This is a genomic window from Paraburkholderia aromaticivorans, assembly GCF_002278075.1.
Taxonomy (GTDB): Bacteria; Pseudomonadota; Gammaproteobacteria; order Burkholderiales; family Burkholderiaceae; genus Paraburkholderia; species Paraburkholderia aromaticivorans.
On the sequence record NZ_CP022989.1, the window covers coordinates 3,490,702 to 3,515,252 of the forward strand.

General features: G+C 63.9%; 21 protein-coding genes. 11 read left to right on the forward strand and 10 right to left on the reverse strand.

From position 1 onward, the window contains the following. Window positions 1-29: 29 nt before the first annotated feature. A complete protein-coding gene (locus CJU94_RS15760) occupies window positions 30-1,565 on the reverse strand; it encodes a DUF1800 domain-containing protein (RefSeq protein WP_244220971.1) in 1,536 nt (511 codons plus the stop codon). A gap of 336 nt (window positions 1,566-1,901) precedes the next feature. Next, window positions 1,902-2,222 carry a hypothetical protein gene (locus CJU94_RS41790; protein WP_095419484.1) on the reverse strand — a complete coding sequence of 107 codons (321 nt, stop codon included), beginning with the start codon at window positions 2,220-2,222 and terminating at the stop codon, window positions 1,902-1,904. A 229-nt stretch (window positions 2,223-2,451) separates the two neighbouring features. On the opposite strand from CJU94_RS41790, the gene ompR reads away from it, so the two are divergent. From ompR to CJU94_RS15785, 4 genes are all read left to right on the forward strand, one after another. After that, complete coding sequence (ompR, locus tag CJU94_RS15770) at window positions 2,452-3,186, forward strand: osmolarity response regulator transcription factor OmpR (RefSeq protein ID WP_006048917.1); 735 nt, start codon at window positions 2,452-2,454, stop codon at window positions 3,184-3,186. Between the two features lie 44 nt (window positions 3,187-3,230). Beyond that, a complete protein-coding gene (locus tag CJU94_RS15775) occupies window positions 3,231-4,580 on the forward strand; it encodes an ATP-binding protein (protein ID WP_095419485.1) in 1,350 nt (449 codons plus the stop codon). A 183-nt stretch (window positions 4,581-4,763) separates the two neighbouring features. Continuing rightward, a complete protein-coding gene (locus CJU94_RS15780) occupies window positions 4,764-5,312 on the forward strand; it encodes a peroxiredoxin (protein WP_095419486.1) in 549 nt (182 codons plus the stop codon). A gap of 78 nt (window positions 5,313-5,390) precedes the next feature. Continuing rightward, window positions 5,391-5,915, forward strand: a complete 525-nt coding sequence (locus CJU94_RS15785; RefSeq protein ID WP_095419487.1) for a carboxymuconolactone decarboxylase family protein — start codon at window positions 5,391-5,393, stop codon at window positions 5,913-5,915. Window positions 5,916-5,961: 46 nt separating this feature from the next. Here the strand turns inward: CJU94_RS15785 and ispF are convergent, their stop codons facing one another. Continuing rightward, window positions 5,962-6,441, reverse strand: a complete 480-nt coding sequence (gene ispF, locus CJU94_RS15790) for a 2-C-methyl-D-erythritol 2,4-cyclodiphosphate synthase (RefSeq protein WP_095419488.1) — start codon at window positions 6,439-6,441, stop codon at window positions 5,962-5,964. A 45-nt stretch (window positions 6,442-6,486) separates the two neighbouring features. After that, entirely contained in the window at window positions 6,487-7,200 is a 714-nt protein-coding gene (gene ispD / locus CJU94_RS15795) for a 2-C-methyl-D-erythritol 4-phosphate cytidylyltransferase (RefSeq protein ID WP_095419489.1), read from the reverse strand. A 121-nt stretch (window positions 7,201-7,321) separates the two neighbouring features. On the opposite strand from ispD, the gene mfd reads away from it, so the two are divergent. The 4 genes from mfd to mscL all read left to right on the forward strand — a co-directional run bounded on the left by mfd (window position 7,322) and on the right by mscL (window position 13,867). Beyond that, on the forward strand, window positions 7,322-10,804 hold the full coding sequence (gene mfd / locus CJU94_RS15800) for a transcription-repair coupling factor (protein ID WP_095419490.1): 3,483 nt from the start codon (window positions 7,322-7,324) through the stop codon (window positions 10,802-10,804). 152 nt (window positions 10,805-10,956) lie between these two features. Beyond that, on the forward strand, window positions 10,957-12,243 hold the full coding sequence (gene argE, locus CJU94_RS15805; RefSeq protein WP_095419491.1) for an acetylornithine deacetylase: 1,287 nt from the start codon (window positions 10,957-10,959) through the stop codon (window positions 12,241-12,243). Between the two features lie 54 nt (window positions 12,244-12,297). Next, window positions 12,298-13,332: a threonine/serine dehydratase family protein gene (locus CJU94_RS15810; RefSeq protein ID WP_095419492.1), complete on the forward strand. Its 1,035-nt coding sequence runs from the start codon at window positions 12,298-12,300 to the stop codon at window positions 13,330-13,332. A gap of 88 nt (window positions 13,333-13,420) precedes the next feature. Further along, window positions 13,421-13,867, forward strand: coding sequence for a large conductance mechanosensitive channel protein MscL (gene mscL, locus CJU94_RS15815; protein ID WP_095419493.1), 447 nt, complete (start codon window positions 13,421-13,423; stop codon window positions 13,865-13,867). Window positions 13,868-13,968: 101 nt separating this feature from the next. On the opposite strand, the gene CJU94_RS15820 is transcribed toward mscL, so the two are convergent. The 3 genes from CJU94_RS15820 to CJU94_RS15830 all read right to left on the reverse strand — a co-directional run bounded on the left by CJU94_RS15820 (window position 13,969) and on the right by CJU94_RS15830 (window position 18,215). Continuing rightward, window positions 13,969-15,942 (reverse strand): hybrid sensor histidine kinase/response regulator, encoded by a 1,974-nt coding sequence (locus tag CJU94_RS15820; protein ID WP_095419494.1) that lies wholly within the window; start codon window positions 15,940-15,942, stop codon window positions 13,969-13,971. 81 nt (window positions 15,943-16,023) lie between these two features. After that, entirely contained in the window at window positions 16,024-16,527 is a 504-nt protein-coding gene (locus tag CJU94_RS15825; protein ID WP_095419495.1) for a response regulator, read from the reverse strand. Window positions 16,528-16,604: 77 nt separating this feature from the next. Beyond that, window positions 16,605-18,215, reverse strand: a complete 1,611-nt coding sequence (locus tag CJU94_RS15830) for a sensor histidine kinase (RefSeq protein WP_095419496.1) — start codon at window positions 18,213-18,215, stop codon at window positions 16,605-16,607. A 399-nt stretch (window positions 18,216-18,614) separates the two neighbouring features. Here CJU94_RS15830 and CJU94_RS15835 point away from each other — a divergent pair, with 399 nt between their 5' ends. Continuing rightward, on the forward strand, window positions 18,615-19,109 hold the full coding sequence (locus CJU94_RS15835) for a hypothetical protein (protein ID WP_095419497.1): 495 nt from the start codon (window positions 18,615-18,617) through the stop codon (window positions 19,107-19,109). Window positions 19,110-19,261: 152 nt separating this feature from the next. On the opposite strand, the gene CJU94_RS42260 is transcribed toward CJU94_RS15835, so the two are convergent. Together CJU94_RS42260 and CJU94_RS15840 are read right to left on the reverse strand one after the other, a co-directional pair. Continuing rightward, entirely contained in the window at window positions 19,262-19,387 is a 126-nt protein-coding gene (locus CJU94_RS42260) for a hypothetical protein (RefSeq protein ID WP_279636604.1), read from the reverse strand. Further along, the gene (locus CJU94_RS15840) at window positions 19,387-21,885 is read right to left on the reverse strand and encodes an AsmA family protein (protein WP_095419498.1); all 2,499 of its coding nucleotides are present in this window, start codon (window positions 21,883-21,885) and stop codon (window positions 19,387-19,389) included. The genes CJU94_RS42260 and CJU94_RS15840 overlap by 1 nt, the downstream gene beginning before the upstream one ends. 195 nt (window positions 21,886-22,080) lie before the next feature. Here CJU94_RS15840 and CJU94_RS15845 point away from each other — a divergent pair, with 195 nt between their 5' ends. Together CJU94_RS15845 and CJU94_RS15850 are read left to right on the forward strand one after the other, a co-directional pair. Beyond that, the gene (locus tag CJU94_RS15845) at window positions 22,081-22,809 is read left to right on the forward strand and encodes an ABC transporter ATP-binding protein (RefSeq protein WP_095419499.1); all 729 of its coding nucleotides are present in this window, start codon (window positions 22,081-22,083) and stop codon (window positions 22,807-22,809) included. Beyond that, window positions 22,806-23,612: an ABC transporter permease gene (locus tag CJU94_RS15850; protein WP_095419500.1), complete on the forward strand. Its 807-nt coding sequence runs from the start codon at window positions 22,806-22,808 to the stop codon at window positions 23,610-23,612. The genes CJU94_RS15845 and CJU94_RS15850 overlap by 4 nt, the downstream gene beginning before the upstream one ends. A gap of 79 nt (window positions 23,613-23,691) precedes the next feature. On the opposite strand, the gene CJU94_RS15855 is transcribed toward CJU94_RS15850, so the two are convergent. Continuing rightward, on the reverse strand, window positions 23,692-24,249 hold the full coding sequence (locus CJU94_RS15855; RefSeq protein WP_095419501.1) for a DUF6013 family protein: 558 nt from the start codon (window positions 24,247-24,249) through the stop codon (window positions 23,692-23,694). Between the last annotated feature and the right edge of the window lie 302 nt (window positions 24,250-24,551).

A 24,551-nucleotide genomic window follows, 5' to 3' on the forward strand; every position in this document is an offset into this window, starting at 1 on the left:
GCTCGTGCTTATTTGGGTGGGTCACTTCCTCACTTCAATTGATAAGCGGGGTCCATCAACAACGCTTCCAGATAGGCGCCCGCGGTCGAATCGGTTTCGATCGCGTCCACCGGCGGCAGCGGCAAGACCGCATGCTGCAACTGCAACTCGGCCGACAATCCCGGCCTCGCCGTCGGCGCGGTGTTGTAACGCGCGAGCCATGTGCCGATGTCGAAGCGCACGCCGCCCTGGCCGCCTTGCTCGCCTTGCCCGCTTCGACCGCCGTAGCCGCGCTGGCTCTGGGCGGCATGCGCCATCGCGCGTTGCAGCGGCGCGCCTGTCGGCATGCCGGGCAACGCATTGCTTGCCGCGCTCCTCGCGCGCGCCGGCAGCGTCGTGGGCGGCGGGCCGGCTGCCTCGGTCGCACGGAACAGCTGCTCGACGAATTGCTTGCGCGCGAGCAGCGTGGAGCTGTTGATCCATGTCGTGCCGCCCGGCCATCCTTTGACGTTCGGCGGATAGAACAGGTTCTCGCCGAACGCGCGGATTTGCAACGCGAACGGCGCGGTACTTCCGTAGCCGATGTCGAACGCACGCAGCGTGCCGACCACGAACTCCACGGGCGACTTCACGAGGACGCCGCGCTTGTCGTCGTCCCAGAACGCGTCGCTCAGGAACATGCCGCGCAACGCGACCTTGATATCGTAGTGGCTCGCGCGGAATCGCGCCGCGATCGGTGCGAGGCTCGACGGCTCCGGCGTATCCGAGATGAACTCGCGCCATAGTTTCGTGGTCACGAAGGTGGCGGTGTCCGCCCGCGCGAGCAGAATGTCGAGCACCTGATCGCCGTCGAATCGCCCGGTCTCGCCAAGCACGGTCTTCTCGCCGTCGTCGTGCTGGTTGGCGCGCCATACGAAGGCCTGCGTGTCCGGGTCCAGACTCCACCCGGTGTAGGCACGCGCGGCCTCCGATACGTCGCGCTGCGAGTAACGCCCCTCGCCGAGCGTAAACAGTTCCATCACCTCGCGCGCGAAATTTTCGTTCGGCTTGCCCTTGCGATTGCTCGCGCCGTCGAGGTATTGCAGCATCGCCGGATCTTTCGCGACGTCGTGCAGCAACTCGCCGAAATGACCGAGCGCATTCCGGCGCAACACCATGTTCTGCAGCGCCATCTGCTGCGGATACGGCACCTTGTCCTGCCCCGACGTGAAATGGTTATGCCAGAACAGCGTCATGCGCTCGGTGAGCGGCGACGGCGTGACCAGCATTTCGCGCACCCACCACGCGCGCAATAATTCGTAACGCAGCGCGCGCAATCGCTGCGCGTCGCGACGCTGATCATCGGTCCACGCGTTGCGCGTCTCGCGTGTCGGGATCGGTTCGAGGACCCAGTCGGGCAGCGGCGTGACCGCCTCGGTGCCTGCGCTCGCGAGCACTTTGTCGACGGCCTGCTCCCGAGTGAGTCCGACGTATTGAGCGAGCTCGGCGCTATCCGGCGCGAAGCCGACGCGTGTCAGGAAGAAGCGCGCATCATCGGCATCAAGCATGTTTTGTTCACTGCCGGCACCGGCGCTCTCGCTGTCCATTGGCACATGATGACCGCTGTGCCGGACATGCAGTGCGCCTGACTGGGCGGCGCCGGCCGGCAGAACGCTTGCCGAAACCGCCAAGGCAATGGCCGATGCGGCAAACCTGCGGCGGCAATGACCGCGCGTGAGCAATCTCATCATCGATCATCCGGATTGACGGAACGTCAGGGAAAAGGCGTTGGTGCGCGCAATGCCTGCACCGAGCGCTTCGCTTGACGATTCAACGGCAGACGGAGTGGGAAGTTGACTTGGGAAGTGCAACGCATTCTTTCACGCGGGCAGGATGCGCGAATGAACCGCGAGGCGCGTGCCGACAGGCAGGCACGAAAATAGCTACCGCTTATAGAGTTCTCGGACAGCATCTTCGATGTGCTGCCGTAACAGACGCCGTTCGTCGGGCGTCATATGACCGTCACGACGGCGTTGATCGAGATCGGGGGGAACTGCGGTGCGCAAGATCGTATCTGACGCGGGACGTTCGGCGGCGGGTTCGCGGCGATTTGCTTTGCCCGACCTGGGCGCATGCTCGCTCGCAGCTCTGTCGGCGGAAGGCTGGGCATGGGCGAGCGTTGGTCCCAGTGAGCCTGCAAGCGTACCGGCAACCGCCAGTGCAATAACGCTGAGGCGCACATTCGGCCAAACCCCTCCCTTCATGTTGTTCCCTTCGTGGCGCGGCAACCGGCTACCTCAAATGCGTATACAAACCCCGGTAACGGGCCGGGTACGAGAGTTTTATTCGAGTGAAGTATCCACCGAACAGCCGCATTCAGTAAAGGAGTCTACCTGCCCCCGCTTTACGTCGTGCCACACTGCGGGTAAATTTTGTAACTGACTGTAACCCCGAAAACGATGCAAACGCGCACCACTTTCTAATCGCGCTAAGATGCCGACCATGGAAACCAAAAACCCTTCGAAAATTCTCGTCGTCGACGACGATCCGCGCCTGCGCGATCTACTGCGCCGCTACCTCGGTGAACAGGGCTTCAATGTCTATGTCGCTGAGAACGCCCCTTCCATGAACAAGCTCTGGGTGCGCGAGCGCTTCGATCTGCTGGTGCTCGATCTGATGCTGCCCGGCGAAGACGGTCTGTCGATCTGCCGCCGCCTGCGCGGCAGCAACGACCGCACGCCGATCATCATGCTTACGGCCAAGGGTGAAGACGTCGATCGTATTGTCGGCCTCGAAATGGGCGCCGACGACTATCTGCCCAAGCCGTTCAATCCGCGCGAGCTGGTTGCCCGCATCCACGCGGTGTTGCGCCGCCAGTCGCCTTCGGAGTTGCCGGGCGCGCCGTCCGAAACCACCGAAGTGTTCGAGTTCGGCGAGTTCGCCTTGAATCTCGCCACCCGTACGCTCACCAAGGCCGGCCAGGAAATTCCGCTGACCACGGGCGAGTTCTCGGTGCTCAAGGTGTTCGCGCGTCATCCGCGCCAGCCGCTGTCGCGTGAAAAACTCATGGAGCTTGCGCGCGGCCGTGAGTACGAAGTGTTCGACCGCAGTCTCGACGTGCAGATTTCGCGTCTGCGCAAGCTGATCGAACCCGACCCGGGCAGCCCGCGTTTCATCCAGACGGTCTGGGGTCTGGGTTACGTGTTCATCCCCGACGGCGCAGCCTGAGTTTGTTCTCGCCTCCAGTTTTTGATTTCAGATAAGAAGGGCCCATGCGGATCGACCGGCGCCTCCTGACGCTCGCATTCGGTGGCCTTTTCTGGCGGACCTTTCTGCTGATCGCGCTGTTGATCGCAGTGAGTCTCGCCGCGTGGTTCCAGAGCTTCCGGGTGATCGAACGCGAGCCGCGCGCGCAGCGCGTGGCGTTGCAGCTCGTCGCCATCGTCAAGCTCACGCGCACCGCACTCCTCTATTCCGATCCCGACCTGCGGCGCGCACTGCTGCAGGATCTGGAGAGCAATGAAGGGGTGCGCGTGTACCCGCGCGAAACCACCGACAAGTACAAACTGCAGCCCGACGAGTCGCTGAACCGGCTGATCGAACACGACATTCGCGGCCGCCTCGGTGACGACACGGTGATCGCGCAAAGCGTCAACGACATCCCCGGCGTCTGGATCAGCTTCAAGATCGACGACGACGACTACTGGGTCGCGCTCGACCGTGATCAACTCGACAACGCCACCGGTTTGCAATGGGCCGGCTGGGGGGTGTTCGCGCTCGCGCTCTCGCTGTTCGGCGCGGCCTTCATCACGAGTCTCGTGAACCGGCCGTTCGCGCGGCTCGCCATGGCCGCTCGCAAAGTCGGCTCGGGGCAGTCGCCCGAGCCGCTGCCCGAGCGCGGCATGGGTGTGGCCGCGGAAACCAACCGCAGTTTCAACCAGATGGTGCAGGACCTCGAACAACTCGAGGCCGACCGCGCGCTGATGCTCGCGGGGATTTCGCACGATCTGCGCACCCCGCTCGCGCGGCTGCGGCTCGAAACGGAAATGAGCCCGTCGGACCAGGCCACCAAAGACGCAATGGTCGACGACATCGAGCAGATGGACATGATCATCGGCCGCTTCCTCGATTACGCGCGGCCGGTGCAACGTGTGCCGGAACCCGTCGACCTTTCCGTGATCGCAGGAGAACTGGCGGCGCGCATGCAGAGCGAAGACAGCATGCGTTTGATCACGCGACTCGCACCGTCGGCGGTGATCGAGGCCGACGAAACCGACATGCGGCGCGTGGTCGGCAATTTGCTGGAAAACGCGCGCAAGTATGGTTTGAGCGACGGCGACGGCATTCCGCACGTGATTCTCGAAACGCGGGTGTCGCACTCGCGGGTCGAACTGTCGGTGGTGGACGAAGGGCCCGGCATTCCCGAGGACCAACTGGCGCTTGTCACACGGCCGTTCTATCGTGTGAATTCGGCTCGCACCCAGGCGAACGGCACGGGCCTTGGCATGGCTATCGTCCAGCGCCTCGTGGGCCGTTATCGCGGCGCGCTGCGCTTGCGCAACCGCACGCCGGGGCCGGGGCTCGAAGTCACCATTGAGTTTCCGCTCGCCAAGGGCATCTGAGCCGCGCAGGTTCATCCGCCCGGTTGGCAGCTGCCGCGGCGAACAGTAACTCTCCGAGAAAATAGTTAAAAACTATTGGATTAATAGTTCAATAGATGTATAGTGAATCACACGTAACGCGCTCGTCTGGACGAGCTGGTAGCCTCAACATGCTGTTTTTCCAACACACGAAGGAGCACTCGCATGAAAACCGTTGGCGATAAACTCGAAGCGTTCACCGTTACTGCCGCGAAGCCCGGCTTCAACCATCACGAGGAAAACGGCGTCTCGGCATTCGAAGAGATCACGGAGCAGTCGTTCCCGGGCAAGTGGAAGATTCTCTATTTCTACCCGAAGGATTTCACGTTCGTGTGCCCGACGGAAATCGTCGAGTTCGGCAAGCTGGTCAAAGATTTCGAAGAACGCGACGCGGTGCTGCTGGGCGGCAGCGTCGACAACGAATTCGTGAAGCTGGCCTGGCGCCGCGAGCACAAGGATCTGGACAAGCTGAACCACTACTCGTTCGGCGACGTGAAAGGCGAGTTGATCGACCAGCTCGGCGTGCGTGACAAGGAAGCAGGCGTCGCGCTGCGCGCCACCTTCATCATCGATCCCGACAACACGATCCAGCACGTCTCGGTGAACAACCTGAACGTCGGCCGCAACCCGGAAGAAGTACTGCGTATTCTGGACGGCCTGCAAACAGACGAACTGTGTCCCTGCAACCGCGCAGTCGGCGGCGCAACGCTCTAAGCCGTGCTGCCCGTCAAAAGCCCGCTAAGCTTGAACAGGCAGCGGGCTTTTTTATCGACAAGCTGATAGGAGATGTCAATGGAATTCCCGGCTTCGATTAAGGCACACGTGCCTGACTATGCCAAAGACATCCGGCTGAATCTGGATGGGACGATCGCGCGCTCGTCGCTCGAAGGCAATGACGCGGTCGGCGTGGCGCTAGCGGCGGCATTCGCCGCGAAGAGCACGGTGATCGTGGACGCGATTCGCAATGCCGGCGTGTTGTCACCGGAAGAAACTCAAGGCGCGCTGACGGCCGCTGCGCTGATGGGTATGAATAACGTCTGGTATCCGTACGTCGAAATGACGGAGAGCGCGGACTTGAAGACCCAGCCGGCGCAACTGCGCATGAACGCTTATGCGTCGCATGGCGGCGTGGATAAGCGGCGCTTCGAGATGTATGCGCTGGCGGCGTCGATCATCGGCAAATGCCATTTCTGCGTGAAATCGCACTTCGACACGCTCGTTGCGGAAGGCATGAGTTCCACGCAATTGCGCGACGTTGGCCGCATTGCGGCGGTGATCAACGCGACCGCGCAGTGCATTGCCGCGGAAGGCAAGTAAGCGTCGCAACGCGCGCAGCGCCGCTGCGCGCGTTGCAAAACCGCTCTCAGTGCTTGATCAGCAGAACCGCGGCCTGAGCTTCAATGCCCTCGCCCCGGCCGAGATAGCCGAGCTTCTCGTTGGTCTTGGCCTTGACGTTGACCCGCTCGATCGGCAAACCAAGATCGGCGGCGATATTGGCCCGCATGCCCTCGATATGCGGCGCCAACTTCGGCGCCTGCGCCACCACGCTGCTGTCCACGTTGGCGATCGAAAATCCTGCCGCCGTCACCCGCGCGAAACATTCGCGCAGCAGAACCCGGCTATCCGCGCCAGCGAACTTCGCATCGGTGTCGGAAAAATGCCGGCCGATATCGCCCATCGCCGCGGCGCCGAACAGGGCATCGGTAATGGCGTGCAAGAGCACGTCCGCATCCGAATGGCCGAGCAAGCCACGCTCATAAGGAATCGTCACGCCGCCGATAATCAACGGACGTCCCGGCACCAGCGCATGCACGTCGTACCCTTGCCCAATTCTGAAATCCATATGCGTCAAATCCTCAAGTCCGCTCGTTAAATTTGAAATCGCCCGTCACGAAGCCGCGGGCCGGCTGAGAATGGCCTCGGCCAGATCGAAGTCTTCGGGATAAGTCACCTTGAAGTTGCGCAAGCTGCCCTGCACGAGTTTCGGCGCATGACCGGACCACTCGATCGCGCTTGCTTCGTCGGTCAGGTCGTGACCGTCGGCCTGCGCGCGCAGAATCGCCTCGCGCAACATGCCGATGCGGAACATCTGCGGCGTCTGCGCCTGCCACAAGCCGTCACGCGCCTCGGTGCGGGCGATCCGGTCGTCGGACGAGTCCGCGTCGATCCGCTTGAGCGTGTCCGCCACCGGCAAGGCCATGATGCCGCCCACCGCGTCGTCCTTCAGCGCGCCGACCAGCGTGCGGATCAGCACGGGCGTGATGCCGGGGCGCGCCGCGTCGTGCACCAGCACCCAGTCGTCGTCATGGGCGCCGAACTCGGCGAGCGCATGCAGACCGTTGAGCACCGAGGCCTGGCGCGAGGCCCCGCCGCTGCGGCGCACGGCGAAACGCAGGCCACCGAAGCGGCGCGCGTCGAAATGCGTGTCGTCGGGGGCGATCACCACGAGGGTTTGCGCAAACTCGCTGCAGGCGTCGAACGCCGCCAGCGAGTAATGCAACATGTCGCGGCCGGCGACAGTGCGATATTGTTTGGGCATCGCGGCGCCGGAACGGCTGCCGGTGCCAGCGCACGGAATCAGGGCAAATAGACGGGAAGTCACGAGTGCGGATGCCGCGAAGTCAAAGTAAAGGACGGATTTTATAATAGGTCCTTCGCATCCACGCCCCGACACGCGTAAACTTGCCGGTCACGTGTGAGCCCGAGGCCGCTTTTTCTCATCTATGCCAGACATCGCCGCATCATCGCAGTACTCCCCGCCCGTCGCGCTCGTCAAAGCCGGCCAGCGTTTCGCCTTCGACGGCACGCACGGCTCGTCCGACGCGCTGCTGATCGCCCGCTACCATCTCGCCTATCGCGAGAAGGTGCCGCTGCTCGCGGTCGTGTGCGAAAGCGCCGTCGATGCACAGCGTCTTGCGCAGGAAATCGGCTTTTTTGCGCCCGAGGCGCGCGTGCGCCTGCTGCCCGACTGGGAAACGCTGCCTTACGATACCTTTTCGCCGCACCAGGATCTGGTCTCGGAGCGTCTCGCCACGCTGCACGATCTGGGCGAAGGCCGTTGCGACATCCTGTTGGTGCCCGCCACCACGGCGCTGTACCGCATGCCGCCCGCCTCGTTTCTGGCGGCCTACACGTTCTCGTTCTCGCAAGGCGAGCGCCTCGACGAAGCCAAACTCAAGGCGCAACTCACGCTGGCCGGCTACGAACACGTGAGCCAGGTGGTGCGTCCGGGCGAATACTGCGTGCGCGGCTCGCTGCTCGATCTCTATCCGATGGGCTCGCCCTTGCCCTACCGGATCGACCTGTTCGACGACCAGGTCGACTCGATCCGCGCGTTCGACCCGGACACGCAGCGCAGCCTGTATCCGGTGAAAGACGTGCGCCTCTTGCCCGGCCGCGAATTCCCCTTCGACGAAGCCGCGCGCACCGCTTTTCGCAGCCGCTGGCGCGAGACCTTCGAGGGCGACCCGAGCCGCGCGTCGATTTATAAGGACATCGGCAACGGCGTGCCGTCCGCGGGCATCGAATATTATCTGCCGCTTTTCTTCGACGACACGGCCACGCTGTTCCATTACCTGCCCGAAGGCGCGCAACTGGCGTTCGTCGGCGATCTCGACGCGGCGATCCGGCGCTTTACCAACGACACGAAGCAACGCTACAACTTCCTCTCCCACGACCGCGACCGGCCGATTCTCGAGCCGCAGCGCCTGTTCCTGTCGGACGAAGACTTCTTCACGCTCGCCAAGCCGTTCGCTCGACTCGCGCTGCCGGCCAATGCGGGCGGCGGCTGGTCCACTCCGTTGCCGAACCTCGCGATCGACCGCCATGCGGAAGATCCCGTCGCAGCCTTGCGTGCGTATCTCGACACCACGCCGAACCGCGTGCTGTTCGCCACCGAATCTGCGGGCCGGCGCGAAACGCTGTTGCAGCTGCTCGCCGACAATCATCTGCGACCGGCATCGAGCGACAGTTTCCAGGCGTGGCTGCTCGGCGACTCGCGTTTTTCGTTGGGCGTCGCGCCGCTCGCCAACGGTTTTGCCGTGCCCGTCGACGGCATCGCGATCATCACCGAGACCGAGCTTTATGGTCCGCTCGCGCGGCGCGCGGGGCGCCGCCGGCAGGAGCAGGCGAGCAACGTCGATTCGATGGTGCGCGATCTGTCCGAGCTCAAGGTGGGCGATCCGGTCGTGCATTCGCAGCACGGCATCGGCCGCTATATGGGCCTCGTCACCATGGATCTCGGCGAAGGCGAGACCGAGTTCCTGCACCTCGAATACGCCGGCGACAGCAAGCTCTACGTGCCGGTCGCGCAGTTGCACGTGATTTCGCGCTACAGCGGCGCCGATCCGGAAAGCGCGCCGTTGCACTCGCTCGGCTCCGGCCAGTGGGAAAAAGCCAAACGCAAGGCCGCGCAGCAGATTCGCGATACCGCGGCCGAGTTGCTGAATCTCTACGCCCGCCGCGCCGCGCGTTCGGGCCATGCATTCGCGCTCGAACCGAAAGACTATGTGAAGTTCGCGGAGAGCTTCGGCTTCGAGGAAACGCCGGACCAGGCCGCCGCGATCGCGGCCGTGATCGGCGACATGACGAGCGGCAAACCGATGGATCGGCTCGTGTGCGGCGACGTCGGCTTCGGCAAGACCGAAGTCGCGTTGCGCGCGGCGTTCATCGCGGTCATGGGCGGCAAGCAGGTGGCGCTCCTCTCGCCCACCACACTGCTCGCCGAACAGCACACGCAGACCTTCAGCGACCGCTTCTCCGACTGGCCGGTGCGGATCGCCGAACTGTCGCGCTTCAAATCGACCAAGGAAGTCAACACGGCGATCCAGCAGATCAACGAAGGCAGTGTCGATATCGTGATCGGCACGCACAAGCTGCTCTCGTCCGATGTGCAGTTCAAGCGGCTCGGACTCGTGATCATCGACGAGGAACACCGTTTCGGCGTGCGGCAGAAAGAAGCGCTGAAGGCCTTGCGCGCCGAAGTCGACGTGCTCACGCTCACGGCCACGCCGATTCCGCGTACGCTCGGCATGGCGCTCGAAGGCCTGCGCGATTTCTCCGTGATCGCCACCGCGCCGCAAAAGCGCCTCGCGATCAAGACCTTTGTGCGCCGCGAGGAAGACAGCGTGATTCGCGAGGCCATGCTGCGCGAGTTGAAGCGCGGCGGCCAGGTCTACTTCCTGCACAACGAAGTCGAGACGATCGAGAATCGCCGGCAGATGCTCGAAGCGCTGGTGCCCGAAGCGCGCATCGCGGTCGCGCATGGACAGATGCATGAACGCGAACTCGAACGCGTGATGCGCGACTTCGTGGCCCAGCGCGCCAACGTGCTGCTGTGCACGACCATTATCGAAACCGGCATCGACGTGCCGAGCGCCAACACGATCCTGATTCACCGCGCCGACAAGTTCGGTCTTGCGCAATTGCATCAGTTGCGCGGCCGTGTGGGCCGCTCGCACCACCAGGCGTATTCGTATCTGCTGGTCCACGATCCGCAAGGACTGACCAAGCAGGCACAACGCCGCCTCGAGGCGATCCAGCAGATGGAGGAACTCGGCTCCGGCTTCTATCTGGCCATGCACGACCTCGAGATTCGCGGCACGGGCGAAGTGCTCGGCGACAAGCAATCTGGCGAGATTCACGAGATCGGCTTCCAGCTCTATACGGACATGCTGAACGACGCCGTGAAGGCGCTCAAGGAAGGCAAGGAGCCGGACCTCACCGCGCCGCTCGCGGCGACCACCGAAATCAACCTGCACGCGCCGGCGATTCTGCCCGCGGACTATTGCGGCGATGTGCAGGAGCGTTTGTCGCTTTACAAGCGGCTGGCTAATTGCGAACACAACGATTCGATCGACGGCATTCAGGAAGAGCTGATCGACCGCTTCGGCAAGCTGCCGCCTCAGGCGCATGCACTCGTGGAAACGCATCGTCTGCGGCTCGCGGCGAAGCCGCTGGGGATTCTGAAGATCGATGCCGGCGAAGCCGTGATCGGCTTGCAATTCATCCCCAATCCGCCGATCGACGCCATGCGCATCATCGAGATGGTGCAGAAACACAAGCACATCAAGCTTGCGGGCCAGGACAAGCTGCGCATCGAAACGCGCAGTCCCGATCTGGCGGTGCGTGTCGCCACAGTCAAGGAAACCTTGCGGGCGCTCGGCGCACCGAGCCGCGGCACGGCCGCCAGCGTCGCCGCGCGATGAGGCCGAGCGCCACGCGGCTGTCGCGCCGCGTAAAAAAAACGGGGGACGTCTAGCGTTTTTTCGTCCATGCTGCGGTGCGCAAACGCGCATCGCAGCGTACGGACGGCCTTTTTTTGGGTATGATCAGAAGACTCAAATGCTGGAGTCTTGTCATGTCGCATGTCGCTGATTCAGCGCAGTCCTCCCAGTCGCCCGACTCTCCTTCCAATCCCGCCTCGCCCGCTTCTCCGCCCGCTGCTCTGCCCGCTGCTCTGCCCGCTGCTCTGCCCGCTTCCCTGCCTTGGGTCACCCGTCTCGTGTCGATGGACACGGTCAGCCGCAATCCGAATCTCGGCTTGATCGAAACCGTGCGCGACGAGTTGCGCGCCGCCGGCATCGAGGCCACGCTCACGCACGACGCCAGTGGCAAGTGGGCCAACCTGTTCGCGACGATTCCCGCGCATGATGGCGAAACAAACGGCGGCGTGGTGCTGTCGGGCCATACGGACGTCGTGCCCGTGGACGGCCAGCAATGGGACAGCGATCCGTTCAAGCCGGAAATCCGCGGCGACAAGCTGTACGGCCGCGGCACCTGCGACATGAAAGGCTTCATCGGCGCGGCGCTTGCGCTCGTGCCGGAGATGCAGCGCACTCAACTCGCCAAGCCGATTCACTTCGCGCTGTCGTTCGACGAAGAAGTGGGCTGCGCGGGCGCGCCGCTGCTGATTGCCGACCTGATGAAGCGCGGCGTGAAGCCGGACGGCTGCATTGTCGGCGAGCCGACCAGCATGCGGCCGATCGTGGCGCACAAAGGCATCAACGCGTACCAGTGCTGCGTGCGCGGTCAGGCAGCCCACTCGTCGCTCACGCCGAAGGGTTTGAACGCGATCGAATACGCCGCGCGGCTGATCTGCTACATCCGCGACATGGCCGACCAGTTCCGCGAGCAAGGTCCCTTCGACGAACTGTACGACGTGCCCTTCACCACCGCGCAAACCAGCACGATCGTGGGCGGCAATGCGATCAACACGGTGCCGGCCGAATGCAGGTTCCAGTTCGAATTCCGCAATCTGCCCACGCTCGACCCCGAGCCGATTTTCGCGCGCATCGACCAATACGCACGCGAAACGCTGCTGCCGAAAATGTTGCGCGAGCATCCATCCGCCGCCATCGAGATTACGAAGATCGCCGCGGCGCCCGGACTCGATTCGTCTGAACAAGCCGCGATCACGCAACTGGTGCGCGCGTTGACCGCCGACCAGGACAAGCGCAAGGTCGCGTACGGCACGGAAGCCGGTCTCTTCTCGCTGGCGGGCATTCCGAGCATCGTGTGCGGTCCGGGCAACATCGAACAGGCGCACAAGGCCAACGAATTCGTCGCGCTGGATCAGCTGGTGGCGTGCGAGCGCTTCCTGCAGAAATTCATTCACAGCATGTCGGTCGGCGCGCACGCGCACTGAAACCGCGCCGCCCGAAAAGAGTCTTACCCATACCGACCCTCGCACGCTCACGCCATGTCAACTGCCACGCCGCAACACACTGACCATACGATCGACGGCGAGCCGATCCCCACGCTCGACGACATCGCCGCGCAGCATTTTGCGTTGACGCCGTGGGTGACGCGAACACCGGTATTCGACCGACAGGACTTTCCGTCGCTGGAAGGCACGCTGGTAAATTTCAAGTTCGAGCTGTTGCAGGCGGGCGGCAGCTTCAAGGCGCGCGGCGCGTTCACCAATCTGCTCGCACTCGACGAATCCCAACGCAACGCGGGCGTCACCTGCGTGTCGGGCGGCAATCATGCGGTGGCGGTTGCGTATGCGGCCATGCGTCTTGGCATCAGCGCCAAGGTCGTGCTGTTTCGCGCCGCCAATCCGGCGCGCGTGGCGCTGTGCCGGCAGTATCGCGCCGACATCGTGTTCGCGGAAGACATTGCCGAGGCATTCGAACTGGTCCGCCGCATCGAGGCCGAAGAAGGCCGCTATTTCGTGCATCCGTTCAACGGCTATCGCACGGTTCTGGGTTCGGCCACGCTCGGCTACGAGTGGGCCACGCAAACGCCCGATCTCGAAGCGGTGATCGTGCCGGTCGGCGGCGGCGGCCTCGCCGCGGGTGTCGCGACCGCCATGCGTCTTGCCAATCCGAACGTGCATCTATATGGCGTGGAACCCGAAGGCGCGGACGTGATGGGCAAAAGTTTCGCCGCCAATCACACCGTCAAGATGGGCCAGATGCACGGCATAGCCGATTCGCTCATGTCGCCGCATACCGAGGAATACAGCTACGAGTTGTGCCGCCGTCATATCGATCAGCTCGTCACAGTGTCCGACGACCAGTTGCGCGCGGCCATGCTGACCTTGTTCGGACAACTGAAGCTCGCCGTCGAACCGGCGTGCGCCGCGGCCACCGCCGGCTTGCTCGGCCCGCTGCGCGAACAGCTGCAGGGCAAACGCGTGGGCGTTCTGTTATGCGGCACCAATACCGACCCGGTCACATTTGCCGCGCATATAGAACGTGCGCGGCATAGCGAGTCACTGTTTCCTCGCTAGCGAAACAATCCTCGGTTCCGGGCCAAAAAACTAGCCTATCCTTCACAGGTTGGTATCATTCGATTATCGACTTCTGGGAGGAACCTCTATGAGCATGGTCAAGGAATTTAAGGAATTTGCCCTCAAGGGCAACGTGATGGATCTCGCGGTCGGTGTGATTATCGGCGGCGCTTTCTCCACCATCGTCAATTCAATTGTTAAAGACCTGATCATGCCGGTCGTCGGACTTGCCACCGGCGGCCTCGATTTCTCGAATAAATTCGTTCGCCTCGGCGCGATTCCACCGAGCTTCAAAGGCAGCCCCGAGTCGTATAAAGACTTGCAAACGGCGGGCGTCGCCGTATTCGGTTATGGCTCGTTTATCACCGTGCTGATCAACTTTGTGATTCTCGCGTTCATCATTTTCCTGATGGTCAAGTTCATCAACAATCTGCGCAAGCCGGCTGAAGCCGCGCCGGCAGAACCGCCGCCCACGCCGGAAGACGTTCTGCTGCTGCGTGAAATCCGCGATTCGCTGAAGAACTCGCCGCGCTAGGCATCCGCGCACCTGAGCCGTTCACCCAGTAAAAAGGCCTGTTGCGATTCATTCGCAACAGGCCTTTTTCATGTCGTACCCTACACCGGCGGCACAAGTGCTCAAGCCTCCTTCTGCTCCTTCCGGCTCACCGCACCTTCGATCATCGTCTCGAGTTGGCCGAAGTTGACAGGCTTGGTCAGATGCGAAGTGAAACCGGCACTGAGGCAACGACGCACGTCTTCGTCGGTGCCGAAGCCGGTCAACGCGACGGCGGGCGCGTCGGAGTGCTCGCGGAACGCCTTGATGAAGTCGAGGCCGGTGCCGTCGGGCAAACCTACGTCGCTGACAACCAGATCGAAGCGCTGCAATTGCGTTGCGGCCAATGCGTCGTCCACCCGTCCCACGGTCGTGACCTCGTGACCGAGGCTGCGAATCAGCTGCGCCATGACCTCGGCCGTGTCCACGTGATCTTCGATCAGCAGGATGTTCAGCAGACCGGCAGGATGCACTTCGTCCGGCTCCACGACTGGCGACTTCGCCTCCGGCGGCATGGCGGTCGGCAAGGTGATCGTGAAGGTCGCACCACAGTGCGCACCGGGGCTTTGCGCGGTCACCGTGCCGCCGTGCACGTCAGTCAAGGCCTTCGTGATCGCGAGCCCGAGGCCAAGCCCTCCGAATTGCCGCGTCATGTTCTGGTTGCCCTGCTCGAATGCATTGAAGAGTTTGCCGATCTGCTCCGGCTCGATGCCGATCCCCGTGTCTTCGACCGATATCTGCACATGCATGCGTTCGTCGCGGGTGCGCACAAAAATATGGCCGCCGTCCGGTGTGAACTTGGCGGCATTGCGAATCAGGTTCCACAGCATCTGCTGGAGCCGGGCCCGATCGCCCAGCACGTAATGATGCCGCGCGCCCTTATGAACATGCACGTCCTGCTGCTTGACCTGAATCTCGCTGCGAAACAGTTCGAGCACGCTGTCCATCACGTCGTGCACGTCGACGGTTTCCAGCGTCAGGCGCAGCTTGCCGTTCGCCACGCGCGTCAGGTCGAGCAGGTCGTCGATCAGCCGCGCTTCGAGTTCCACGTTGCGGCGAATCATGCGCACGCTCGCGCGCGCCTGCTCGGGCAGATCCGGAATCATCTCCAGCACGCTGGCGCCGGCGAGCACCGGCGTGAGCGGCGTGCGCAATTCGTGCGACAGCATGGCCAGAAAACGGTCTTTCGCGCGATTGGCTTCTTCGGCAATCTGGCGCGCGGCCTGCTCCGACGCAAGCAGGCGTTCGCGCTCCTCGATCGCCTCGCGCTGCGAATGAATGTCCGTGCAACTGCCGAACCATTTGCTGACATTGCCTTCGGCGTCGCGCATCGCCACCACCCGGACGTCGAACCAGCGGTATTCGCCGTCATGGCGGCGAATCCGCAGCTCGTGCCGATAGTCGCCGGCATTGGCCGATACCGCCTTGAGCCAGCTGCGGCGAATTACTTCGCGGTCGTCGGGATGCACGGCGTCGAGCCAGGCGAGGCCATACGAGCTGCCATCGGCGAGGCCGGTGTAGTCGTACCACTGCTTCGACAGAAAATCGCAGTCACCCGCGGCGTTGCAGGTCATGACGAGGTGCGGCAATGCCTCCGACAAGTTCCGATAGTGCTGTTCGCGATCGCGCAGCAGCAAGGCTTCGTCCGACGCGCGCTGCAGACGCACTTGCGAGAGCACACGTTCGACGGCTTCGGGAAGGTAATCGAGGTAATCGCCGGATTTCGGCACCACGTCGGACACACCCGCGCGCAGCGCTTCAATCACACGCGATTCGTCCGTAAAGCCGGTCACGAGGATGGCGGGAATCCGTACGCCTTCGGTACGCAACCGGCGAAAGAAGTCGAGGCCGGTCTCCGGCCCGCTCAGTTGATAGTCGAGCACCAGCAAATCGGGAGCGCCGCCCGCAAGCCGCTCACGGGCCGCGTCGACGCCGGCGCAGATGGCGACCCGGCAGCCGGCGCGCTCGAGCGACTTGCGCGCGAGCCGCAGGATGCCTTCGTCGTCGTCGACGACCAGCACGTATGCGGCATGCTGCGTGGACACGTCTTCGGTCATGCGGAGTCTTCTCTGGCTAGGGTCGTCAACGGGTCTATCTTGTCACGAGCGGCTTTCGGCCACCTTCATGCAGGCCTTCCATCACGGCGCCGCGAGGCGATGCCCCGAGGGCAGCTTGACCACCTGCAGGAAAAACCCGAGGCGGCGCACGGCTTCAATGAACGCATCGTATTCGACCGGCTTGGTAATGTAGACGTTGCAGCCGAGTTCATAGCAGCGCTCGATTTCACGCGGATCGTCGGTCGTGGTCAACACGATCACCGGCACGGCGGCGGTCTGCGGCGACGCTTTCAATCGTCGCAAGACTTCGAAGCCGTCCACCCGTGGCATTTTCAGATCGAGCAGCACGACGAAATTCATCAGATCTTCACGCGCCGGGCAAGCTTTGACCTCGGCGCCGGCAGCGGAACTCGCGGCGGCATCCGCCGGCGCCGGGCCGAAAAAATAATCGAGCGCCTGCTGGCCGTCGTGAAAGCGCACGAATCCGTTCGAAATACCGGCACGGCGCAGATTGCGCTCCACCAGCGTGGCGTGGCCGTCGTCATCTTCGATCAGCACGATGCTGACCGTTTCCCCGTGATTCATATGCTCTCCATGCTGAACCATGCGTTGGTGCCTGCCGCGCGCGATGATCCCCTCAGCCGCCGTCCGGGCGCTCGCCTTCAAAGGCGCGCGGGCTGTTCCGGCAACACGACGAAGAAGGTCGAACCCGCGCCTTCCGCCGACTCGACCCATACGCGGCCGCCATGCCGCTCCACCATGCGCCGCACCACCGCGAGGCCGATGCCGTCGCCATGGGCGACGTCGCCGTGCAGGCGCTGAAACGCCCTGAACACTTTCGACATATAGGCCGCCGGGATGCCGAGGCCGTTGTCGCGCACATAATAAGTGCGCATGCGCACAGCGCGCGGCTCCGTCTCCTCGACCGGTTCGGGCTCCAGCGCGCCGACTTCGATGCGTCCGTTGCGCGCCGGATCGAGATAATTCAGCGCATTGCCGATCAGGTTGCTGAATATCTGCTCGATTGCGCTCGGGTCGCCCCATGCGGGCGGCAAGTCGCGCACCGTCACGACGGCCGAGCGCTGCCCGATCAATCCTTGCAGCGCGTCCACCACCCGGCCGACCACGCGCCCCACGCTCACGCGCTGCCACTGATATTCGAGCCGGCCGGCGCGCGAGATCCGCAGCAGCGCGTCGATGATCGCGGCGGCCTGCGTCACCGCGGCGCGCAGATAGTGCAAGGACTCGCGCACGTCGCCATCGAGAATATGCGCCATGCGTTTATGCTCGGCCTCCGGCAATCCGGCCGCCTCGACAACGCTGTCCAGTTCGTCGCAAGAGACTTGCAGCTCCTTCGAGAAACCTTGCAGATTCACCAACGGCGAGCGCAGATCGTGCGACACGCTGTAGATGAACATTTCATTGTCTTGCGTCTCCTGACGCAGTTCCTCGTTGACGATTGCCAGCTCGTGCGCACGCGCTTCGAGCCGCGTTTTCAGCATGGCTTGCTCGACTTCGGCCTCGCGCAGACGCACGCCGGTTTGATGCAGCACCGCGTCGAGCGCGGCAATTTCGTCGCTGCCCGACAGCGGCGCCGCGAGCGTGCGCCCGTTGCCCAGGCGCTCGGCGTTGTCGGTCAGCACTTCGAGCCGGCGGCCGATGCTGCGCGCGAACACCACCGCGGTAGCCGCCCAGATCAGCATCGAGCCCAGCACCGCGCCGATCAGCGCGTATTGCTGACGGGCTCGGCGCCGCGCGAGCGCCGCCGAGCGATCGGCGTCGAGCCGTGACGCTTCGTCGCCGAACGCCGCGAGCTCCGCGCGAAACAGCGCGATCTGCTGCGGCAGCGCGCCGGTGTCCAGCGCGGCAAACGCATTCGGCGTGCGCCCCGCGTGCAGCGCCTGCGAGATCTCGACAGTCTGCGCACGATAGGCTTCGATCGTGCGCTGCATCTTGTGCACGCGCTCGACCTGCTGCGGCGCATCGGCAACCAGCACCTCGAGCTTCGACAGCCGGTCGCCGAGATCGACCCATACGGTATGGCGGTCGATCAGCGACGCGTCGCCGATAACCATGGCGGTGCGAACCCGCGCAGCCTGCCGCAGCAACGGATCGACAATGGCCGACGACTGATACAGGATCTGCTTGCTGTTGGTGACCCACTGCGCGGCCTGCGCCGTCTGCTCCTGGGTATCGAAGACGACGCCGAGAAGCGCCAGCTCGACCGCGCTCGGCACTGCAATCAGCAGCAGACCCTTGGTGAATAGTTTCATGTTCGCCCGAAGGGGGGTCGCAAAGGGTCGCTCAGGCCACGGCGCTCCAGAAACCCGCCACGCCGCGCGGGCGGCCTGTGTGGTGACGGGATCGGCGAGCACGGCGCAGTGCGGCCGGACGGGCCATTATCGACGTGAATCGGAGATATTTCAACGTAGCGGCAAGATGCGCTCGCCCACATAAAAATGACTTTTTTATTGGTATGAGATGTTTTTTCCGCGCCTCGTGCGTCTATGATGGAGACAGATGTGCTGGGAAGCGAAAGCGCGCGGCGAGGCGGTTCGGCATGATTCGTGCGGGAGGCGGTGGGGCGGCGCAGTCGTCGAATCACCGTGAATCCGGCCTTGTCGTATGCTATAAAAGATCGACGTGCGGCGCGCGAAGCCGGGAGTGGTCGCATGAGGACGCTGCGTTTCTTGCAATTCTTTTTCAGGCGAATTTTTATGTCCTTCCCGAAAAAGCGTAGACGCGCGAAGGTGGACGGCGACGAGTCGTTCCTCGCGGTACTACGGCATTTCAAGCCGTTCGGTCAGCTCGACACCAAGATTGCGCGCGCTCGTGCGCAAGACGAGCCGGTCCTTTATGCGCATGTGCTGCCGGGGCTCGACGTCCTCCTGTGCAGTGTGCGTGGAGCGCAACCGCCCTATCCGGCACCCGCCGAGTTGCGGCGCCGCTGCATCGAATCCATTACCAACGCACTGGAGCAACCGCTCGACGGGCTCGAGAACGGCGGCTACTGGTACGAGGCGGATGGCTTCGGTTTCCTCGTGTTCGCCAGCCGGGCTCGCGGCAAGATCCTCGCGGAATTCGGCGCCACTCGCATTGGCAGCGCCCGTCGCGGAGTTCGTCGCCAGGACGCGGCCGGAGATGCGGCTCCGCGGTCCCTGCGGTAGCCTCCCCAGTTAGTCTTCGGTGGTAGCACTCACGTTCGCAACGCCAGCGCCTGATCGCGGCATCGGTCGGGTGGCGTTGTGTTCTGTCGTTGCGTCCCTTCGTGGTCTCTGAACGATCTCAGTCGTGTACGCGCGCGTCGCGCCAACCGCCCTCATTTCATCGCGATCTCATCGATGCGGCCGCGCGCAGGCGGCACGCTGATCAGCCACAGGAAAATCAGGGAAAGGCCGCCGCCGAAGCTCCAGCTGAACCAGTCCGCAGGCAGAACGAAAGACATCAGCTCCCCTTGTATGCCGCCGCGCTAGCCGGCGACATAGTCGCCGGCTTCTTGTCCGAACCCGCCGCAGGCGACGATGCGCCGCCCGAAGACTTGTTGACCGGTGCGCCATCCAGCGAAATAGCCGCTTTGGGTTGTTGCTTCACGCCCGGCGGCGGTGCTGTCGGCGCCTGCCGCACTTGCGCGAGCAACTGGTTGCAAGGCAGAGGCTTGTTGTTGCTCGGCGCGAGCAGCGGGATCAGCGCCGCGAACGGATTGATCAAGCCGAGGCCGACTGCCGCGCCGCCGCGCAACGCCAGCGCGGCCGCGTTCACGCCCACGTGCGGATCCTTGAAGGTGCCCTTCACATAGAGCGGCGAGCGCAACGAGAACACCCGGAAGCCCTTGGTGTGCGGATGCACGCCCAGGTCCATCGACTCGTCGCGCAGATTCACCTTGCCGTCGATATCGATCACCGCGTCGTCGGTATCGAGCGCGAAGATTCGCGAATCGAGCACACCGTTGGTCGCGACAAAGTCGGCCGCCGCGCAGTTGATCTTCACATCACGATTGCCGAACAGTTTTTCGTAGACGACGTTCGCCACGTTCAATCCCGCCGCTTCCATCAGCAGGCGGCTTATCGTGCCGTCGGTCACCAGCGCCTTCACCTCGCCGTTCGAGGTGGCCGCCAGCGCCGCCGGCGAATTGCCCGTCGCGGTCAGTGCGGCGTCGCCGTTGATTTCACCGAGTGCGTTCTGCATCGTCTTGAAGTTCGGGAACAGCTGCTTGAGTTTCAGATGCCGCGCCGAAGTCGCGAAACGGCCCTTGAGCGGCGTGCCGCTGCCGTCGAGATGAATGTCCGAGGCCAGCGTGCCGCCGGCCACGCCGAACTTCAACGGCTCGAGCGAAAGCACGCCGTCGGTCATCACGATGTGCGTGTACAGGTCCGTGATCGGCAGGTTCACGTCCTTGACGATGCGCCGGCCTGTGAACTTCACGTCGGCGTCGATGGCCTTCCAGCGGTCGGTGCGGAATTCCTCGACGGGCAGCGCCTTGTTGGACGGCTGCGCTGTCGCGTCGCCGCGCCTGGCCTTGCTTGCATTCGAATCGGCACCGATCACCGGCGCCAGATCCGAAAATTGCAGCAGATGCGAGATCAGTTCGCCCTGCAGGAGCGGACGCGGTTCACGCGCCGTATAGGTCAACGAGCCGTTGAGATCGCTGCCGCCGACCCGGCCTGTAAAATTTTCATACTTGAACACGCTGCCGCTGGACTTGAACTGACCCACGAAGCGGCCTTCGGTCGCATAAGGCGGCGTGTCGGGCAAGGTCACGCCCGTCAGCGAGTAGAGGCGCGCCATGCTGTTGCCTTGCAGCCAGAGGCGCAGATCGACCGCCGCGAGATGCGCCGGGTCGGTGATCGTGCCGACGAGCCCGACATGCAGATCGCCCGCCTTGACATCGGCCTGCACGGGGAACGGACGGTTTGCGTCCTGCAACGCCAGCACGCCGCCGACCTTACCGCTGCCCGACACCGGTGTCTTGTTGTAAGTCCCTTTCACGGTCCAGCCGATGGCGTACGGCGGAATCTCCCGTTTCGCCGCGGCTTGAGCCTGCGCACCGCTTGCACCGCTCGCGTCCGAAGCCGATGACACGTCCGCGCCGCTCGCGCCCGCGGCGAGCGCCGCGCTAGCGCCTTTCGAACCGCCCGTCACCAGCGCACCCGAGGCGCCCGTGGCCGCCGTCGTACCCGAGGCCGCGATATCCGTAGTGGATGCGCCCGAGGCGGCTGCCGCGGATGCCGCCGCGGCCTCCGACGCCGCCTGTGCATTCGCCTGCGCGGTCAGCTTGTTCGCGCCAGCCTTGCCGATCGCCTCCGCCGACGCGCTGCGCGACGCGCTCTCCTGCTGCTTCATGGCTTCACCGATCGGAATCGGCTGGCCGAGCGTATCGACGACCATCTGCAAGTCGACTTTCTTCTGCTGATCGGACAACGCGATGTTGCCCTTCGCAAAAGCGATATCGTGCAGATCGAGCTTCCATTCGGAAGGCCCGGAAGAAGACGCCAGTTTGAAAGTCCAGTTGTTGCGGCCATCGAGCAGACGTTCGAGATCCACCGAAGGATTCACGAGGTTGATTGCCGGAATGACGATATCGTGCGCGAGCAACGGCAGGACCTTGACCTGGAAGTCGATCTCGTCGAGCGTGGCGAATTGCGGCTGTTTGGTCCAGTCCGGATTGCCCACGGTGATATTGGCCGCCGAAAATCGCGGCCAGGGCACCCAGCCACGCCAGCCGGTCTCGCCCACCGAATGCCGCCAGCCCACTTTCAGATCGCCGTTGATGGCGAATGGCCTGCCGATCGCCTGCGTGACCTTGTCGTTGATATAGGGTCTTGCGCGGTTCCAGTCGAAGGTCAGGATGAAAATGGTCAACGCCACAATCAGAATGGCGATGATCGCCAACAGCCATGCGATGATTTTTCCAATCCGCCTTCCGATGGTGCTCGACACTGCCATTGAGTGGCTCCGCGATTTGTTCTATGTTGACCACTCAGCACGTTGCGTGCCCGCTTGTTGGCCGGCAAGCAAGAATGCGTTGCCGTTTTATCATGCTGCACGGCCGCCCCGATATTTGCGCCATAGCGGCCGCGCAGACCCATTGCCATGTCTCCAGCGCTTCGACATCATGCCTTGCCCAATACGATCCCACTCATGACCGACGTTCCCTTCGTCCTCGCCGACGGCATCGCGCGGCGCGATGCCGTGCGCGGCCAGATGCTGCTGCAGCCGACCACCTTCGCCTTGCACGCCGGCGACCGCGTCGCGATCACCGGGCCGTCCGGCTCGGGTAAGAGCGTGTTCCTGCGCGCCCTCGCCCTGCTCGATCCGCTCGATGCGGGGCGCGTCATGTGGCATGGCGCAGCGGTGGAACGCGCCGCCATTCCGCGCTACCGGCGCAACGTCGCGTATATCCGGCAGCGGCCCGCCCTGCTCGACGGCAGCGTGGAAGACAATCTGCGCTATCCGTTCGGCTTGCGCGCGTACCGCGACGTGCGCTTCGAGCGCGCCCGCGCGGCGAGGCTCGCCGCTCAGGCCGGCCGAGGCGACGACTTCCTCGACAAAAGCGCCAGCGAGTTGTCCGGCGGCGAGGCGCAGATCACCGCGCTGATTCGCGTGCTGCAACTGGCGCCCGAGGTCCTGTTGCTCGACGAACCCACCGCGTCGCTCGACCCGGAGTCCTCTCGGGCGATCGAAGGCCTTGTGCATGCCTGGTTCGACGCCGATCCGGGCCGCCATGCGTCGATATGGGTGTCCCACGATCCGGCGCAAGCCACCCGGATGAGCGAGCGCCACCTCATCATGCGCGCGGGCGTCCTCGGCGAAACGGCGCGGCATGAGGCGCTCTGCGCGGGCCAGGACCATCCGGAGTTCGGCCAATGACATTGCAAAACCTGAGTCTGTGGGATGTCGCCATCGCAGCGCTGCTGATCGTCGTGAACGGCGTCGTTTCGATCGCGCTCAAGCTCGATCTCGAACGCAAGCTGGCGTGGGCCGCCGTGCGCACCGTCGTGCAGTTGCTGGCAATCGGCTATGTGCTCGGCTGGGTGTTCCGTTACGACCGCTGGTACGTGGTGCTGCCGCTCATGATCATCATGACGCTGATCGCCGGCTTCGCGGGCGCGCAACGCGGCAGCCGCTCGTATCGCGGACAACGCGCGGACAGTGTGCTGTCGATCTGGATCAGTTCGTGGCTGGTGGCCGCGGTCGGCCTGTTCGTCGTGATCCGCATTCACCCGTGGTACGAGCCGCAATATGCGATTCCGATTCTCGGCATGATCCTCGGCAATACGCTGACGGGCGTGTCGCTCGGCATCGAGCGGATGAGCGAGGAATTGACCGCGCGGCGCGACCGCGTCGACATGGCGCTCGCGCTCGGCGCAACCCGCTGGGAAGCCGCGCAGGCGCCGGCGCGGCAAGCGGTGCGCGCGGGCATGATGCCGACGCTCAATCAGATGGCCGTGGTCGGCGTGGTGAGCCTGCCGGGCATGATGACGGGCCAGGTGCTGGCCGGCCAGTCGCCGCTGCAGGCGGTGCGCTATCAGATCGTGATCATGTTCCTGATCGCCGCGTCGTCGGCGCTGGGGACGGTGGGCGCGGTGCTGCTCACGTACCGGCGGCTCTTTTCGGCGGAGCACCGGTTTCTGGCGGCGCGGCTCGTGGAGCGGAGCGCGGCGCGGCGTTGAGCCGCGGCCGGTCCCGCGTCTGGTCCCGCGTCTGGTCCCGCGCGGGGTCACGCGCCTCGTCCCGTCTCGCGCGCCCGACTCAACGCTTCGCGCTGACGGCGACTTCCGTGCCGTCGTTGAGCGTGAGGGTCTTCGTGCTGCCGTTGACCGGCATCGTAAAACGCAGAATCTGACTGACTGCCACGTCGTTCGGACACTTGATCGTTTTGCCGCCGACCGTCACGGTCTTCACGCCGTGCGGCGTCTGCGCCTGGAAGCTCAGTTGCACGGTTGCCGTGCCGTCGGCCGCGACGACCGGCGCAAAGCGGATCTGCGTCTGCCGAATCATCGCGCCGTTGGTATCGAGCGGCAGCGACGCGTAGTTCGGACACGCGTCAGTCGCGGGAACCGCGCCGCCCGGCGGCACGGTTTTCCACGTGAAGTCATCCGACTCGCCGGAGCGGATCGTGCGGGTTTCCTGCGAATTGCCGAACTGCTTCGACGTGACGCGAACCGTGTAGCGGATCGGACCGTCGAGCGCGGCCTGGGAGGTCACCGTGATCGGCGTGGCCGCGTGGGCCGCCGGCACAAGCATGCCGGGCGCAAGCGCGCAAGCGAGGGAAGCGACAACGGAAACGGCGGAGAGTCTGAAGCTCATACTGTCACCTCGTTGTTGTGCCGCTGCGCGCCCGCTTCAGCACGACTGCCCACGCACCGCGTGACTGGATGACGACGATCGATGCCTGGCCAGCCGGGTTGCGAGACACGCAACTGTTTTAGCATGATGCCCCACCAGTCTAACGCCAAGCGAAGCTGTGCGCGCTGCCCGCGACTCGGGTGTTAACCCGCTTGCGGCGACGCGCTTTCTGCGCGTGTAGCCACCCGAACGCACGCGAACCCACGCCGTGGCGCGTTGCTACCGATCGACGCACCAGCGCGCGAGCGCACCGTTTGATGCGC

Excerpts from the sequence above, each read along its gene's own strand:
- CJU94_RS15855 (WP_095419501.1), bottom strand. The coding sequence starts at position 24,249 with ATGAGCTTCAGACTCTCCGCCGTTTCCGTTGTCGCTTCCCTCGCTTGC.
- CJU94_RS15835 (WP_095419497.1), top strand. The coding sequence starts at position 18,615 with ATGAGGACGCTGCGTTTCTTGCAATTCTTTTTCAGGCGAATTTTTATG.
- CJU94_RS15780 (WP_095419486.1), top strand. The coding sequence starts at position 4,764 with ATGAAAACCGTTGGCGATAAACTCGAAGCGTTCACCGTTACTGCCGCG.
- mfd (WP_095419490.1), top strand. The coding sequence starts at position 7,322 with ATGCCAGACATCGCCGCATCATCGCAGTACTCCCCGCCCGTCGCGCTC.
- CJU94_RS15820 (WP_095419494.1), bottom strand. The coding sequence starts at position 15,942 with ATGACCGAAGACGTGTCCACGCAGCATGCCGCATACGTGCTGGTCGTC.
- CJU94_RS15825 (WP_095419495.1), bottom strand. The coding sequence starts at position 16,527 with ATGAATCACGGGGAAACGGTCAGCATCGTGCTGATCGAAGATGACGAC.
- CJU94_RS15775 (WP_095419485.1), top strand. The coding sequence starts at position 3,231 with ATGCGGATCGACCGGCGCCTCCTGACGCTCGCATTCGGTGGCCTTTTC.
- argE (WP_095419491.1), top strand. The coding sequence starts at position 10,957 with ATGTCGCATGTCGCTGATTCAGCGCAGTCCTCCCAGTCGCCCGACTCT.
- CJU94_RS15810 (WP_095419492.1), top strand. The coding sequence starts at position 12,298 with ATGTCAACTGCCACGCCGCAACACACTGACCATACGATCGACGGCGAG.
- CJU94_RS15785 (WP_095419487.1), top strand. The coding sequence starts at position 5,391 with ATGGAATTCCCGGCTTCGATTAAGGCACACGTGCCTGACTATGCCAAA.
- CJU94_RS42260 (WP_279636604.1), bottom strand. The coding sequence starts at position 19,387 with ATGTCTTTCGTTCTGCCTGCGGACTGGTTCAGCTGGAGCTTCGGCGGC.
- CJU94_RS41790 (WP_095419484.1), bottom strand. The coding sequence starts at position 2,222 with ATGAAGGGAGGGGTTTGGCCGAATGTGCGCCTCAGCGTTATTGCACTG.
- ompR (WP_006048917.1), top strand. The coding sequence starts at position 2,452 with ATGCCGACCATGGAAACCAAAAACCCTTCGAAAATTCTCGTCGTCGAC.
- CJU94_RS15850 (WP_095419500.1), top strand. The coding sequence starts at position 22,806 with ATGACATTGCAAAACCTGAGTCTGTGGGATGTCGCCATCGCAGCGCTG.
- CJU94_RS15840 (WP_095419498.1), bottom strand. The coding sequence starts at position 21,885 with ATGGCAGTGTCGAGCACCATCGGAAGGCGGATTGGAAAAATCATCGCA.
- CJU94_RS15845 (WP_095419499.1), top strand. The coding sequence starts at position 22,081 with ATGACCGACGTTCCCTTCGTCCTCGCCGACGGCATCGCGCGGCGCGAT.
- CJU94_RS15830 (WP_095419496.1), bottom strand. The coding sequence starts at position 18,215 with ATGAAACTATTCACCAAGGGTCTGCTGCTGATTGCAGTGCCGAGCGCG.
- mscL (WP_095419493.1), top strand. The coding sequence starts at position 13,421 with ATGAGCATGGTCAAGGAATTTAAGGAATTTGCCCTCAAGGGCAACGTG.
- CJU94_RS15760 (WP_244220971.1), bottom strand. The coding sequence starts at position 1,565 with ATGGACAGCGAGAGCGCCGGTGCCGGCAGTGAACAAAACATGCTTGAT.
- ispF (WP_095419488.1), bottom strand. The coding sequence starts at position 6,441 with ATGGATTTCAGAATTGGGCAAGGGTACGACGTGCATGCGCTGGTGCCG.